This window comes from Paenibacillus sp. GYB004 (assembly GCF_036577605.1).
GTDB classification, from domain to species: Bacteria; Bacillota; Bacilli; order Paenibacillales; family NBRC-103111; genus Paenibacillus_AB; species Paenibacillus_AB oceani.
Window position 1 is genome coordinate 367,014 of sequence record NZ_JARBDB010000040.1, and the last position, 15,430, is coordinate 382,443.

Below are 15,430 nucleotides of genomic sequence, written 5' to 3' on the forward strand. Positions count from 1 at the left end.
AGCGTATTTCTTCTTCTTTAAAGTAAGCGGCAAACAGCCCCCACCTTTCAATTAGGGTAGGAGCTGCGGTATGGATGTCCAGCTTGTTTTCTGATAGGGATGCCCGCTGTGTTGTGCTCGCAATAGAAACATGGCTGAACAACAATCCCCCCTTTCCAATATCCAGTGTTGGAAGGAAGGTATAGGACGAGCTGCAAGGCGGCAGAAAAACCAGTTCAAGCCGATCTTTCTGTTCATCTAGGAAGAAGATGTCCAAAAGGTCTCGTCGGTATAGGCGGGATGAGGTTTGTCGAGTATAATATACTGATACTGACGGTAAGTGCTGACTGTTTTGACTATACCCTATGATCTAGTATACTATAGAAAAACTTTATCATTTTGAGAGGGAGGGAGCATCCGAAGATGAAAAAGAGAGCGCGTAAAAGCTTATCATCCGGTTATGGATACTCCATTGCTGTTTTTTTCTAGGAGTCATGTATTACGGGTGAAGTGTATCCAAGTGGCTCCCAAAATGAATACAGCAATCAATCCAAAATGACGAGGTGTCGCTAAAATGAACGGAAAAATTACCAGAACAAATCCCGTAACTATGCCAGCGCCGGTTGGGAATTACACGCACATCACAAAAATTCCAAGAGGTGCAGAACTGTTTGTTACATCGGGACAAATCGGAGTAAACGCTCAGGGGGAGATACCAACTGTTTTGAATGAGCAGGTGGTTCATACGTTTGCTAACATTAAGACCGTTCTGGAATCGGAAAATTTGAGTAGTGAACATATTATCAAAGTGAATATTTGGGCCACTGAACAGATCGATTGGGATTTCTTTGACGTAGAGTGGGACAAATTATTCGGGAAAGAATATCCTGCGATGACAATTGGCTATATTACAGAATTAGGCTTGCCTGAGATTAAAATTGAAATCGAAATATGGGCTGCTAAAGTATAACAATGTCCCATCCGCACACTTCATCCCAACCATGAACCTTGCAAAGTTCATGGTTTTTGTTATTGCGACCAGCTTAGGCGATATCAAGTCCCGAATGGCGAAGACACGCTCCTTTATTTTGCGGCAACCCTTACCGTCGGCTCAGATGCAATACCTATTTCGTTAAGCACTGGGGGTACGACACAGGACAACTATCAATAGCCGGCCGGCAACAGCGGATCGGAAGCGACTTTCATGCTCGGGTTTACCATCAGATCGCGTAAGATGGTTTGCAGCACTTCCGGATCCAACTTGTTGTTCTTTTTGGGTAGCTGGGTAGCACTGATAGAAGATATGCCGATTGCCTGCTGAGATTCTATGGTTTGTAATTAAGGCCTTTCCAAATCGTTTACTCTCAGGTCGATATGACTAAATCTACTCATAATGATCCATCTCCTCTTCATCAGTTACGTGCTTGTTTGCTGCCCGACGATATTCAGAACGTTTTCCCAATACAGCTTCATCTCTTCCCGCGTGTTCGGATGATCCAAATTTTCTTGATGGAAGCTAATCGTTGTTCTGTCAGGGCGATTAGACAAGATCCGGATTTGCAGCGTGGACGGTTTCTCCCACTCCTTCTTGCCCCACTTTAAGCGAAGCTGGCTGAGAGGCTTTACGATCCTGAGCTGACCCGAGATTCCCTCATCGGAGGTAAAACTCTCTCCCTTCGTAATTGCAAGAGGGGGTACGTTGCCAAGCCACAATTTCATTCCTTCAGGAGAGGTAAGAAACGTCCACGCCTGTTCTGGCGAGATGGGAAACGTCCTCCTGACACCGACTTGAAAACCGGTAGATACCGTTTGACCGACAAGCTTGCGCGATTCCATATTCTGATGTTTCATAGGGGCACCTCCTCAAAATGGTTAGTTACCGCTAACTATCATTGATTATGAAAAATTAAGGGCTTAACGCCCTCACGAACAACTCAACACTGGATCTCATAAAATCTTGCTTGGATTTGGCAGTAAGCTCAGATTTGACAAATAACTGCGAAAGGAAAGCCCCGTAATTCATCCACATGAAAGTGATCGCTTGCATCTCCGCATCGGTTGAAACAAGTTTGTTCTTTCTCTCCATGTCCTTGAAATAATTCGTCAACAACTCCAACAGTTTCCGAGGATGCTTCTGCGCCTTTTCGCGGATTTCAACCAATTCATGATCGCTCAATACAATAAGGAACAACTTTCGGTTCCGCTCCATCAATTCATGATACATTTGGCTAATCATCAGCAAGTCCGATCTCAGGTCCCCGATCACGTTCTCGTTAAAAATGTGGGTCATCTCAATCGAATAATGATAGTGGTCAACTGCTTTCTCCAGCAGGTTTTGCTTGCTGCCGAAATTACGGAACAAGGTCATCTCGCTCACGCCTGCCGTTGCTGCAATCTCCTTCGTAGATACGCCTTTATAGCCTTTGACAGCCATCAGGTCTATGGCCGCGTTCATCAATTTGGTTCTTGTGTCCAAGACCACCTTATTCTCCATAAGTATCTTCCCAACTCGATTCAATATATAATAGTTAGCACTAACTAACATTCTTTTTTTATAATAAGGTTATTCGGCTGTAATGTCAATATCTTCAAAAGCAACTTTAAAAGGGGCTGTCCAGGAAGTCAGTAATGGTTGACTTTCTGGACAGCTCCATTTTTCTGTATGTCCGGCATAATTGAAGGGATAATCATGTCAACCAGATTCGGCGGAATAACTCAAGTCAATATCAAAAATCACGATTGTTGGTACTTACTGTCGAATGAAGGGAATTTTCGATTTTCTTATATATGTATAAAAATAAATTAGTATTTTGTACATATGTCTTCAAATCAGATTTATCCCATTCTATGTATGACTTTGTATGTTGTCGGATGACAAGAACTTTGATACATAAATGACAAGAACTTTAGTACATTGTTCCACACTTTGATTGCAATTTTTTGTGGATGAAAGGTCTCCATTTTATTGATTTCATTCTCCTTACCTTTATTTGGACATACTAATTTTGGAAGTTGAACTTTCGCCCTTTAACCCAATAAATAACAATTTACTTTGGGTTTCAAATACCTAAATCCGATTATTGGGAAACTACTTTTCTTCATTTGGTCAATCAATCCCATGCTAGGCACCATTTCTCTTCGCACTCCTTCTTCAGCAAGAATCCAGGACGGCTCCACATGCCGCATATCTCTTTTCCACGACGAATGACCCTGCGTAAGAGGTAGTTTTACTTACGAGCAGAAGTATCAGCTTCGCTGAAAACTTATATTTTCATTACTCATTATAAAACCGCTCATATGAGCGGTCTCAAAATACTTCACTTAACACGCGGAATCATTCTCCACGGCGAGTATCTACGGTCATTTTCCTTCCGGGCTTACCTCGCCAACGGTCCCGCCCTCCTGCTGTACGGTCAGGGCGCCCAACCTGCGCTTCGCGTTCACATATACCGGCATGTCGATCAGCTTGCCGTCCAGTTTAACCGATCCGCCCGAAGGCATGCTTTCGTACAAACGGACCGCATTGCGACACCACTCTAGTTCCTCCTTCGGTATCTGGTAGGCATCCCGGACCCATTCAATATGTCGCGGATGAATGATCATTTTCCCATAAAAGCCGACCTGCTTGCCAAGCTTCGCATCCTTTATGAACGATTCCTTGGCGTCAAGCAGCGGAAATACAGCGTCGATCGGCGGCTCTAGTCCCGCTACCCGCGACAGCAGTACGATTCGGCCCATCGCATACAGCCGCTCTTCGCCGCTTTCACTCCATCCCGCCCCGATATCGAGTGCGAAATCAACCGCGCCGAAGGCGACCTTGCCGATGCGATCACTAGCGGTGCCGATTTCTTCCATCTGCTGCACGCCTCGGGCCGACTCGATGAGCGGGATGAGCTCTGCAAGCGGGGCCGCTTCGTTCGCCGCCCGCAGCTCTTCCGCACCTTCGCACTTCGGAATCATCACTCCGACCACGCCACACTCGCGAACAAGCCGCATATCCTCGGCAAAATGCGGACTATTCGCCGGATTGCAGCGAATGACGAACGGCTTGTTCCGGCTGGCTTCTCTCCGCTTCTCCTCTAGGAAGGCGTAAGTCTGCTGACGGGCGAAAGTCTTGTCGGCAGCGGATACCCCGTCCTCCAGATCGATGATGACAACATCCGTATCACTGCCTGCCGCTTTCTCCAGCTTAATCCGGCTGTCGCCGGGTGTGAACAAATAAACCAAACTCATGACAAGCACTCCTTGACGAACCGTTTAGAAAGCCGATTCAATGGGAAATAGGGGGGGCTTGCTGATTATGGAGCAGCGTTATAGTCAACTACCGTTTGAGCTACCGTTCCGGCTCCTCTGTCGAGCCAGGCAGGATGGTAGCCGCGATACTCGCGTCCAACTTCTCGTAATCGTAATATCGGATCGCTTCATATAACTCCTTGCGGGTCATCATCCGCTCGAGTGCCCCCGCCTGGGTTCCCAGCTCCATAATTTCGCGAAACACAAGCTCGTAAGCTTTGGCTGCCACACGCAGCGATGTAACCGGAAACAGCACCATCCGGTATCCCCACGCTTCGAACTGCTGCACCGTATAGTACGGAGTACGACCGAATTCAGTCATATTGGCCAGCAACGGTACATGAATCGCGGCGCTGAACCGGCGGAATTCCTCTTCCGTCGCAAGCGCCTCGGGGAATATCGCGTCCGCTCCTGCAGCGACGTATCGCTGCGCCCGTGAGATCGCCGCGTCCATCCCTTCCACATCCTTTGCATCGGTGCGGGCGACGACAATTAGGGACGGGCACACCTCTTTGATGACACGTATTTTTTGAATCATTTCTTCCGGCGTCACCAGCTTCTTTCCGTTCAAGTGTCCGCACTTTTTTGGCAAATCCTGATCCTCTAGCTGCACAGCGGCCACATTCGCCTCAACCATTTCCTTCGCGGTACGCGCCGCATTCAATACACCGCCGAATCCCGTATCGATATCCACAAGAAGCGGCAGGCCAGTAGCGCGAACAAGCTCACGCGCCCTGTCCGCCAGCTCCGCCGAACCGACGACGCCAAGATCCGGTAATGCGCGGCTGGCTGTGTACGCCGCCCCGGACAAATACAACGCCTCAAATCCGGAGAGCTGTGCCATCCGCGCCGCCAACCCGTCGTGAGCGCCCGGCAGCTTCAATGCCGCGGGACCTTGTATGAGCGCCATGAAACGCTCGGCCAGTTCCCGCTGCGTTACGTCTCGTTCCATAAACCAAGTCAAGTCGTATCCCTCCTGAGGAAAGACGGGCGTGACGGAATATGTCCGCACCCTCCGTCTTCCTTTGCGATCATATTACGAATTGTTCCATGAAATGATGCGCCGGCATCGCATCCAGTCTCTCCGTATCGGCAAACATTCGAATGATGTCCTGCTGCTGCTTTTTCGGGAATCGGGTGGCAATGGCGCTTTCGAATTTTTCCACCAGCTTCGGCATGCCTTCTACCCGCCGTTCCCGATGGCCAATCGGATATTCGCACTCGACTTTTTCCGTACACGTCCCATCCCGGAAAAATACTTGCACCGCATTGGCGATCGACCGTTTATCCGGATCGAGGTAGTCGCGGCTGTATTGCGGGTTCTCGCTGACGACCATCTTCTCGCGAATCGCGTCGATACGCGGATCTGCGGCGATCTCGTCCTCATAATGGTCGGCGGTCAAATTGCCGAACAATAAGCCGATCGCGACCATATATTGCAGGCAGTGATCGCGGTCCGCCGGATTGTGCAGCGGCCCTTTCTTGTCGATGATTCGGATCGCCGACTCGTGTGTCGTCATCTCGATTCTGTCAATAAGATCCAGTCGGTCCTTCACTTCCCTATGTAAGCGGAAGGCGCACTCGACGGCCGTCTGCGCATGGAACTCAGCCGGGAAAGAAATTTTGAACAGTACGCGCTCCATGACGTAAGCGTCCATCTCGCGGGCAAGCGTCAGCGTATTGCCCTTGAACAGCACATCCTGGAAGCCCCAGCCTTTCGCGGTCAGCGCGCTCGGATACCCCATCTCGCCCTTCAGCGCCATGAGCGCGAGCCGCACCGCTCGGCTCGTAGCGTCGCCCGCCGCCCACGATTTCCGCGAGCCCGTATTGGGGGCATGCCGGTACGTGCGCAGGCTGGCATTGTCGATCCAGGCATTGGATAGCGCGTTGATGACCTCTTCCCGGGTTCCGCCCAGCAGAGCGGTTACAACGGCGGTCGACGCAATTTTCACAAACAGAACGTGATCGAGACCGACCCGGTTCATGCTGTTCTCGAGCGCGAGCACGCCTTGAATTTCGTGAGCCTTGATCGTGGCCGTAAGCACATCCCGCACGGTAAGCGGCGCTTCTCCCCGGGCAGCACGCTGACGGCTGATATAGTCGGATACCGCGAGAATACTGCCGAGGTTATCCGACGGGTGCCCCCATTCCGCCGCCAGCCACGTATCGTTGTAATCGAGCCAGCGGATCATGCACCCGATATTGAACGCCGCATGGATCGGATCCAGCACATACTGCGTCCCGGGAACGCGCGCCCCGTTCGGAACGACGGTACCCGGAACGATCGGTCCGAGGTGCTTGGCACATTCGGGATAACGCAACGCCAAGAAACCGCAGGCGAGCGTATCCATCAACACATAACGCGCGGTATTGTAAGCTTCTGAGCTCTTTATCCGTTTATCGAGGACGTAATCGGCGAGCCGGACTAGCAGTTCATCCGGCGTTCCGCGGAATTGCTTCGCAAATTCATGATGCATGTGCAACATGCTCCTTCCATAGTAACTGATTCTCGATACCGGGCCAGCCGTATCGTCAGCGTAGACCCGTTCATATCCGCACTTTCACACACCGCACACCTCATGGCGCGCGGTGTGGCGTTGCATGGCGACGTTCAAACAATTGCCGCTTCATTGTATAGTTGGACGCAATCCCCGCGGACCGCTATACAACACACGCGGACGAAACAGCCGGTTATTCGCATGCTGCTCCATGACATGAGCGCCGATTCCGACCGTTCGCGAGGCCATGAATATGGGCGTATACAGGTCGATCGGGATGCCGAGCATGTAATAGACTGGCGCGGCGTAATAGTCCAGGTTCGGATACAACCCCTTCTCCTCCCGCATGATCCGTTCGCCCAGATCGCACATCTCGTACAGCTCGCGACTGCCACGCTGCTCGGACAGAACGGCAAGCGCTTCCTTCATCATCAGCGCGCGCGGGTCCATTTTCTTCATGTATACACGATGACCGAAGCCCATTATCCGTTCCTTGGCGGCAAGCTTGCCCTTCATTAGCTTCTCCAACCCTTCCGGCGTTTTCGCTTCCTGCAGCATGTACATGACCGCTTCATTCGCCCCGCCATGTAGCGTTCCTTTGAGCGAAGCAACGGCGCCGGTCAGCGCTCCGTATAGATCGGAATGCGTTGAGGCGATCACTCGGGCGACGAACGTCGAGTTCGGCATCTCGTGCTCGCTGTACACGATTAGCGACTGGTCGAACGCACGCGCTTCCCGCTCATCAGGCAGCTTTCCTGTTAGCATGTACAGGAAGTTGGCGCTGTAGGACAACTCCTTTTTCGGCTCGATCGGAGCTTTACCCGTCTGCAGCCGGTACCCGTTAGCCACAAGGTTTGGCACTTTGGCCAGCAAGCGTAATGCTTTGCGGCGGTTTGCCTCCGGCGACCGGACACCTAGTTCCTCGTCGAAGGCAGCGAGAGCGGATATGCCCGTCCGCAAAATATCCATCGCTTCCTTGTGCGGCGCCGGGAAACTGACGATTGGCCATATTTCGTCCGGCAGCTCCGCTTCCGCGGCCAGCTCCGCCTCCAGCTTCGACCGCTGTGCCGAATCGGGCAGAGTCCCGTCCAACAGCAGTCCGACGACATCGACATAGGTAACGGTCCGCGCTAACTCGATCAGATCGTAACCGCGGATGACGATTTGCTCGGCCGCCACATCCAGATACGAAATGGTAGTTTCACTGGCAATAATGCCCTCAAGTCCGGGGCGAAATTTTTCAGTCATCGACCTTCACTCCTCGTTATTTTTTTCGATTAACGGCATAAGCCGAAGTGACTGCCTTTTTTACACAACCCGCTCCGCAGTCAGCCTTTCAAGCTCACTGCGGGACAGACCAAGCAAGCCGCCGAATATTTCCTCATTGTTCGCGCCGAGAGCAGGCGCAGCGAGGTAATTCGGCTTCTCACCCGTTATTTTGATCGGTGTCCCGATCATACTCACGTCCCCAAAGCCGGGATGGGCTACGTTAACTATCATGTCCCGCTCCCGCAGCAGAGGATGCTTCAACGCCTCATCGACAGTGTTCACCGGGGCGGCGGGCACTACGCCCTGCAGTTTTTCCAGCCAATATGCCGTCTTTTCCCGGGCGAAGATGGCGATCAACTCGGCCACGAGCGAATCTTTGTGCGCGAATCGGGACTCGAAGTTGACATATCTCGCATCCTCCGCCAGATGCGGGGCGCCGATCGCTTGGCTCAACGCCGGGAAAAACTTTTCTTTGTTGCACATAATGACGATGTGTCCGTCTTTCGTCGGAAACAATTGGGACGGAACGAGGCTCGGATGAGCGGAGTGCGCCGTCTTTTGCGGAACGTATCCTTTGTTCAAATTCCAGATGGCCAAATAATTAAGCACCGACGCCGCCGTATCAAACAAGCTCACATCCATATCGCAGCCTTCGCCCTGCGACTTCGCCCGGAACAAGCCGACCATTAGTCCGAGCGCGGCCATCATGCCGGTAGAAAAATCGATCATTGAAACGCCGTACTTCTCTGGAGGGCCGGACGGTTCGCCGGTAAGTGACATATGACCGAGCATTGCCTGAAGCAAATAATCATAGGCAGGCTCCGCTCTCATCGAGCCGGTTGTGCCGAATCCGGACAGAGAGCATGTCACAATGCGCGGGTTGACGTCTTTCAACTGCTCGTACGTAAGCCCCAGCTTTGCCGGCACATCGCCTCGCAAATTGTTGAACACGGCGTCGGACTTGGCCGCCAACTGCCGAAACAGCGCTCGCCCGGTCTCCGATTTCAGATCGAGCGTGACGCTTTTCTTGTTCCTATTCAATGCCTGAAAATATAAGCTGTCGCCCTGCTCCGCATAGGGGATGACCGAACGCGATACGTCGCCGCCCGTATGCGGGTCCTCAATCTTGATCACTTCCGCGCCAAGGTCGGCCAGATGCAATGTCGCGTAAGGTCCAGCGCCGTATTGAGAGATGGACAACACACGAATGCCTTCCAACGGTTTCATGCCTTTATCCCCTTTCTCAGTCAACACGTCGGACGGATATGCGTATGCGGACGAATCGCAAATGTCCGTTTCGGCACCATCAATTTCCTGCGAAAGCGCAACACATCTTCGTTCCGCTGGTTGCTTATGATCGTCTCGACGTAGACGACTCCGCGATCCTCCTTGCTTTTCGACTCCGATTTGCCCAATATTTCTGTTCTCGCATACAGTGTATCCCCATGAAACGTAGGAAGCAGATGCGTCACGTTCTCGTATTCGAGGTTGGCGATTGCCGCCCCGCTTATATCGTTGACCGTCAAGCCGACGCCGATTGAGAAGACGAGCGTTCCATTGACGACGTTTTTCCCGAAACTCGTCTGTGAGGCATAATGCGTATCGATGTGCAGCGGATGCTGGTTCAGGCTGAGCAAACTGAACAGTAAATCGTCCGACTGAGTGATCGTGCGGCCCGGCCAGTGATAGATGATATCTCCAGATTCGAAATCTTCGAATACCCTTCCGTATGGCGTATGTAGTTCTGCCATTCGTATTCTCCTCCCGTCTTGCTTATCCTGTATGCTTAAATAAGCTTCGCAGCGTCAACTATGCCCGCAACTCTGAGCAATGCAGCTCGCCATCTGGTTGCGGTCATCCATACCCCGATCAACTAGCCCTTATTTTCCATCACTTTTAAATAATGAACACAATATTGTATACATTAAATTAGATCTTTTTGCATACTTGGATATATTTATTTTTGAATCCCGACGATCAGCCATGGTCGCCTTCAGCAAGGCAAGAAGCCGAAGTTCTTGCAGTAACGAAAACGTTCGGCTTCATTGCTGAATTAGGCTTCCGCTAATCGGCTACATTCAACTGCAGTGCGTCGATGCTAACGTAATAGTTCGACGAAGCGGGATTTCGCGTCCAAGCTGCCTCCACCCGGATCATATGCAGTCCCTCCTCCAAAGAATCGGACACGAACAGCTCTTGCTGATATTGGACGGTTGGATTGTACGTATCAATCGTCGTCTGGTAGACGCCGTCGATATAAATATGCGCTTTCCCGTTATTAAAGCTGCGGCTGCCGAGTAGAACCGCCTTGGTCCCGTAAAACGGAATATCCGCATAGCTACCGGCTGACTGTGCGCGGCGTACGGTGCCTCCCCAGTAAGCGGTGTTGTCAAAGCTTTTCCAATCGCCTGTATAGGCCACGATCGCTTCATCATCATCCACGGATACCATTGCCGGATCTAATATCGAGATACCACTCGAGCCTTCGGATACATACCCCATCGTATCGATCGCATACACACGATACCGATCCGTAGCCAGCCCGGTCGTATCCAGCATGCCATATACGTTTGCCGTCACAACGGCCGAGCGCCCATTGGAAGACGCTGCGCCCGCCTCGATCGCCGGTTTCGTTGCTTCAGTCGCCGAAGGCACAAGATAAAGCGCACCATCTCTAGGGCTCGTCGCTGCAACCGTTTGTCCTGCGATCAATGGGCCGTTTGTTATACCGGTCAGCTGGTAAGGCAGTTCATCCTCGTGTAAGATTTGCACTGCATCTAATGTCACATAAGCATTCGCTGCGGCGCTCCGTTTCTCTCCGGTCGCTTCGATCACAATCGTATGAACGCCTTCAGCCAAAGTGTCGGTTTCATAGAGGACTTGCTGATAGCGGGTCGAGGAGCTGTATGTATCGATTTTCGTCTGGAACACTCCGTCCACGAATATATCAGCGTATCCGTTGCTTGTACTTGTCGTTCCGATCACTTTCGCCTTACTGCCGTAAAAGGAAACTCGCGCCTGGGAGCCTGCCGTGCCAGCCCGTTTTACCGTGCCGCCGGAATAGGCGCTGTTGGAATATTGCGTCCAGGCCCCCGTATAAACAATATCTTCATCCCCATCTTCCAATATAGACTTATCGATCGGGATCAACTGTATGGAAGCGCTGGATGATACGCCGTCGTGCGCATCGATCGAGAAGACGTGGTATCGTCCCGGCGATAAGCCCGTCGTGTCCAGCAAAACCGGAATTCCGGCGGCGATTCCGTAGACGGCGGTGCCGACAGTCGCGGCAATTGTTTCGATATTGGCCGGATTCGGCAAGGTCCCGGCCGGAACAAGGTACATATTGCCGTCCTTTGAGCTGGTCGCCCGGACAGGATCGCCGGCACCTGCTATTTCCGTTACTTCCGACAACACCGGTGGCAATTCTTTCGGCAGCACTATAGAGACAGACATAGTTTGACCCGCTTGGACATATACGGCATCGGACACGCCCTGTGCGTATTCCGCCTTCTTCGCTTTTACATGACGGACTCCTTTCGGCACATTAGACAAGATGAATTGTCCATTAGGATCCGTATGAGTTGCGATCGATGCGTAACCGCTCACGTTTACGGCCGCTCCACTGAGCGGTGCCCCATACGGGTCATATACCGTGCCGGTAACGTTGCCAGTTGGACCCGTATCCGGCACGGGTTCACCATCATAAGCCGCCGTTCCGGCGATGCGGAACGTATGCAAGCCCGTCCACTCCTTAGCCGGGTAATAGTTTTGCCTCGAGCTTCCGTCTTCGCGAATTTCGAAGCCCGGGTCCTGATCCGCCAGTACGATCTCTGTCTTGCCGCCGACTTGCCGAGTATCACTGACCTTGAACCCGCGTGTGCTTTCGTCGGGATGAGTGACGATCACATAGCTGCCGACAACATCATTGCCGACCTCCGTTTCCGTGACAAGCGCATCGTACGTATCCCCACTAACGCTCCTTTTTGTGCCTGTGATCGTTCCAGTAACGATACCCTGTCCGGTAATTTCCACATTTCCTTTCTTTAAAGATGTGCCGCCGGTCAGTTGCATTTCTGTCAGCGCGCCATCCACAAGTCGGATAAAGCCCAACTCGCCGCGCATCGCGATATCGCCGACCGTGAGCAGGCCCCCCGGATGACGCGGGTTGCTCAAGACAATATCGGTCGTGTTCCCGTAAGCGATCTGAATGATGACCGCCCCTGCTGGCGACTGATCCGGCACAAGCCGATCGACCGCCTCGACGCGGGTTGTTGCGGTCGCGCCATACGGCTCCAACAGCGTAACAAACGTGCTTGTCACATCGTTTCCGTCCCGGCGCAGCACAAGTTTCGGCATATCGTGGAGCGAAACATCGACATTGTCGTCCTTCGAACTGCCGTTCAAGCGGGTTGAGCGGATCGATGGCGATCGTCCCAAATACAGTTCGTTCGAGCCGCTCTCCAGTAAACCGATTACGTTCAGCTTCGCCTTTTCCCCGATACCGTCGTACGTATCCAGCGTTACATTGTACTTGTCTCCCGACAGCACCGCTTGCTTCACGTCTTTAATGTAAATATAGCCGGGATAATGTCCTTCTGCGCTGCCGCTATCACCTTGGTCTGTCGCTTCCGACGCCTCAACCCCAGGCGGTAGCAAGCGCGGTCCGTAATCGGCAAGCGTCATGTCGGTACGAAAATAGGAATCGACATTGGCGTCGCCCTGCAGCGTATATTCGTGCCGATCCCCTCCGGATACTCGGAACAAGTCAAGAACATAACCTTTTCCGCTGTCATCGGGAAACGAAATCAGCCACGGTTCTCGGCTATACTCGGTCGTCTCCGGATAAGCGCGCTTCTCTTCTGCCCGCATGACCTGAAACGAGCCGCTATCAGCCTGAGCAAATTGCTCGATTCGTCCGCCATGCTTCGACTCGCTGTCGATCGTCATATTCCGGCTATTTACGACAACCGTATTATGTCCGATCGTCGAGACGGTGAAATATCGGTATTTCGAATGGGTATAGCCCAAGTCGGGCAATAACTCCTGGCCTTCCGCAAATACATTCAGACTTAACGGATCGTAATGATTGTGCCCGTATTTCGGCGTAAATTGCATATACAGCTGCGTCTGATCGGCGTTTTCGTCTGACGTGAGACGCCCTATGCCTGCCGATGGCAGCAGCAGCGGACCTGCTTCCGGAATTGGCTGCGCTACCGACCCCGATGCCCACGTATCCTGGATCGGCACCGCCTTGCCGTTCGGATAGGCCAAATTCTTGGAAAATTGCCGCGCTTTCTCAAGAATCGGAAATTCGCTGTACAAATCCAGGTTGTCGAACCGCCTGCCTGTTCGCGGTGATACATATCCAACCGGATCGCTGTAGCCTTGCAGCAAGTTAATAGCGCTTATGAGCCCCGAGATAGCCTGATCATGATAGGAGGTCGTTACCTCGTACCAGGAACCGTCCGACAAAAATCGTTGCCCGGCATAGTCGTTCATCCATTCCACAGCTTTATGAATGTATTCCGGCTGCCCAAGCGCTCGCCCTGCCTCAATCAGCCCTTGCCAAGTCGAGGCATCCATATTGCCGAGCGTTATCGGAAAGCTGAACACGTAATCCATGGAAGGGAGGAACATGTCTTCGATCAGCTTCTTCTCCACATCAATTCCGATTTCCGCTCCGAGCACTTGCAGCGCGTCGGTTTGCTTTACTCTGTTGTAAGCTTGCAGCAGCGGCCGCAAATTGGACAGATCATTTAAATTCCAGCGTTCCCACATACCGCCCCAATAATTATACGGCGGACCGCTCGTTATATTCATCGGGATCGTGTACCAGGCTTCATCCGTCGTCGGCATATAGGTATCGTATGCCTGCGCGAACCGGTACAGCAGACGGGCGGCTCCCAGCGGGTCTCTTCGGGAGATAGTCTCCGTCTTCGTCAGCGCACTCTGACGCTGCAAATACCAGAGATGGGCGCTCAAAAAATAACGTTTCCCCTGTCCGTCCTCGTAATATGGATAATTAACAGCAGTCCCATTGCGGCCGATGACGGTTAAGGAGTTCGTCTCCGGATATGCTCCACTCGGATAGGACATTCCAGTACGCTTGGAAATGATTCTCTGGCCGTCTGCCGACAGCGTGTACTGTCCGTCCGGTGTTAATTGCGGCATTTCCGGCAGTCCGACATAGCGAAATCCGGGTTGATCCGGGATGAGAGTCATCACCGCTTCCACTTCCGCGGAAGCCGGCGCATACGTTACCTCGGTCGGGCCTCCGCCGGTCGGAATTGTATAGTCTAACGCGGCTGTCCCTGCTTCGATCAGTTGCTCCCGATCAAACGTAAAAATCGCCAGCAGGTTGTCGTTCGGGTTGCCGGAGCTTGCGGTAAGGCGCAACTGGTACATTCCGTCCCGCAGCGGCTCCGGGTGCTCGAATGTCAAAGAAACTAGCGAACTGTTCACCATGGCGTCAAGTTCGTTCAGCAGTTGCCAATCTGCATTCGGTTCTTTCCATTCGAGTACAAAATCATTCCGAGGCGATACAGGCTGTGCAAAGGTCAACCGTTTTTGCGCAAAGTCGGTAAAATTTAGTTCCCAGCCATCCGGCTTCCACAAATCGCCTTGCGGAGCTTTCTTGAAAAAGACACTGCCGAGCCTCCCCTGGTCGACTACGTTGGCCGAGTATGCAATCGTATCGCCCGATCTGTCCATGAAGCGGGAATTGCGAATCGGGATCCAGGACGACATCGGCTTTGTATTGAAATTGTGGATATGAATAATATTTATTCTCCACTCATCGCCGACGGATACAGAGGGCGGGCCGAACGATGAAAACGGGATTGCTGCCTCAAGCGAAAATGTTCCAGCTCCAGCGTCCGCGAATGTTTCGCTCGCGAAGCTGGTCAGGTCAATTCGCTGCGGCGTTTCCGGCATATGGATTGTCCGGTACCATTCGGTCGTCAGTGCCCGGTTCGGTTGGATCGGTATGCCGGCTACGTAGTGGAGTGTGCCCGAGGAGCCTGGGCTCAAAACGATCTCCACTCTTGAAAGCGATTGTATTTCCTCCAGCGAAACAGTGCCTCCGATATACAGATTCGTATCGTCGTAGGCCATTTTGTAAGCGATATCACCCGAGGCCGGCTCGTAGGAATAGGCGGTCCGAAAATCGTCGAGCGTCGCTGCATCGTTCCAGGCAGCATCGTTCAACTCTCCGTCCAGGGCGGGAGCCTGACTCCATTCTGGCAGGACAATCAGCTTGTTTGTATTGGCGTGCACAGGACCTTCCTCCTGAAAAGGCGATATAGACTCCGCTTGTACGGAAACGGGAAACGAGAAACTCGATAGCAGCAAAACCCAGGCGGTCACCTTTGATATCCATCTGCGCATGC

10 protein-coding genes are annotated in these 15,430 nt (G+C 52.4%); 1 reads left to right on the plus strand and 9 read right to left on the minus strand.

Annotation, left to right across the window (positions count from 1 at the left end):
• Positions 1 to 553: 553 nt before the first annotated feature.
• Positions 554 to 949, plus strand: coding sequence for a RidA family protein (locus PV433_RS17795; protein ID WP_332073402.1), 396 nt, complete (start codon positions 554 to 556; stop codon positions 947 to 949).
• A gap of 446 nt (positions 950 to 1,395) precedes the next feature.
• Here PV433_RS17795 and PV433_RS17800 read toward each other — a convergent pair whose 3' ends face one another.
• The 9 genes from PV433_RS17800 to PV433_RS17840 all read right to left on the minus strand — a co-directional run bounded on the left by PV433_RS17800 (position 1,396) and on the right by PV433_RS17840 (position 15,317).
• Positions 1,396 to 1,830 carry an SRPBCC family protein gene (locus PV433_RS17800; RefSeq protein WP_332073403.1) on the minus strand — a complete coding sequence of 145 codons (435 nt, stop codon included), beginning with the start codon at positions 1,828 to 1,830 and terminating at the stop codon, positions 1,396 to 1,398.
• Between the two features lie 55 nt (positions 1,831 to 1,885).
• Positions 1,886 to 2,473 (minus strand): TetR/AcrR family transcriptional regulator, encoded by a 588-nt coding sequence (locus tag PV433_RS17805; RefSeq protein WP_332073404.1) that lies wholly within the window; start codon positions 2,471 to 2,473, stop codon positions 1,886 to 1,888.
• A gap of 866 nt (positions 2,474 to 3,339) precedes the next feature.
• The gene (locus PV433_RS17810; RefSeq protein ID WP_332073405.1) at positions 3,340 to 4,212 is read right to left on the minus strand and encodes an HpcH/HpaI aldolase/citrate lyase family protein; all 873 of its coding nucleotides are present in this window, start codon (positions 4,210 to 4,212) and stop codon (positions 3,340 to 3,342) included.
• Between the two features lie 100 nt (positions 4,213 to 4,312).
• Positions 4,313 to 5,236 carry a methylisocitrate lyase gene (prpB, locus tag PV433_RS17815; protein ID WP_332073406.1) on the minus strand — a complete coding sequence of 308 codons (924 nt, stop codon included), beginning with the start codon at positions 5,234 to 5,236 and terminating at the stop codon, positions 4,313 to 4,315.
• Positions 5,237 to 5,303: 67 nt separating this feature from the next.
• A complete protein-coding gene (locus PV433_RS17820) occupies positions 5,304 to 6,749 on the minus strand; it encodes a bifunctional 2-methylcitrate dehydratase/aconitate hydratase (protein ID WP_332073407.1) in 1,446 nt (481 codons plus the stop codon).
• Between the two features lie 150 nt (positions 6,750 to 6,899).
• Complete coding sequence (mmgD, locus tag PV433_RS17825) at positions 6,900 to 8,018, minus strand: citrate synthase (protein ID WP_332073408.1); 1,119 nt, start codon at positions 8,016 to 8,018, stop codon at positions 6,900 to 6,902.
• Between the two features lie 60 nt (positions 8,019 to 8,078).
• The gene (locus PV433_RS17830) at positions 8,079 to 9,266 is read right to left on the minus strand and encodes a CaiB/BaiF CoA transferase family protein (protein WP_332073409.1); all 1,188 of its coding nucleotides are present in this window, start codon (positions 9,264 to 9,266) and stop codon (positions 8,079 to 8,081) included.
• Positions 9,267 to 9,286: 20 nt separating this feature from the next.
• Positions 9,287 to 9,790 carry a MaoC family dehydratase gene (locus tag PV433_RS17835; protein WP_332073410.1) on the minus strand — a complete coding sequence of 168 codons (504 nt, stop codon included), beginning with the start codon at positions 9,788 to 9,790 and terminating at the stop codon, positions 9,287 to 9,289.
• Between the two features lie 313 nt (positions 9,791 to 10,103).
• Positions 10,104 to 15,317 (minus strand): carboxypeptidase regulatory-like domain-containing protein, encoded by a 5,214-nt coding sequence (locus tag PV433_RS17840; RefSeq protein ID WP_332073411.1) that lies wholly within the window; start codon positions 15,315 to 15,317, stop codon positions 10,104 to 10,106.
• Positions 15,318 to 15,430 lie beyond the last annotated feature (113 nt).

Coding starts and splice junctions, on each gene's coding strand:
- mmgD (WP_332073408.1), bottom strand. CDS start 8,018: ATGACTGAAAAATTTCGCCCCGGACTTGAGGGCATTATTGCCAGTGAA.
- PV433_RS17835 (WP_332073410.1), bottom strand. CDS start 9,790: ATGGCAGAACTACATACGCCATACGGAAGGGTATTCGAAGATTTCGAA.
- PV433_RS17830 (WP_332073409.1), bottom strand. CDS start 9,266: ATGAAACCGTTGGAAGGCATTCGTGTGTTGTCCATCTCTCAATACGGC.
- PV433_RS17795 (WP_332073402.1), top strand. CDS start 554: ATGAACGGAAAAATTACCAGAACAAATCCCGTAACTATGCCAGCGCCG.
- PV433_RS17800 (WP_332073403.1), bottom strand. CDS start 1,830: ATGAAACATCAGAATATGGAATCGCGCAAGCTTGTCGGTCAAACGGTA.
- PV433_RS17820 (WP_332073407.1), bottom strand. CDS start 6,749: ATGCATCATGAATTTGCGAAGCAATTCCGCGGAACGCCGGATGAACTG.
- PV433_RS17810 (WP_332073405.1), bottom strand. CDS start 4,212: ATGAGTTTGGTTTATTTGTTCACACCCGGCGACAGCCGGATTAAGCTG.
- PV433_RS17805 (WP_332073404.1), bottom strand. CDS start 2,473: ATGGAGAATAAGGTGGTCTTGGACACAAGAACCAAATTGATGAACGCG.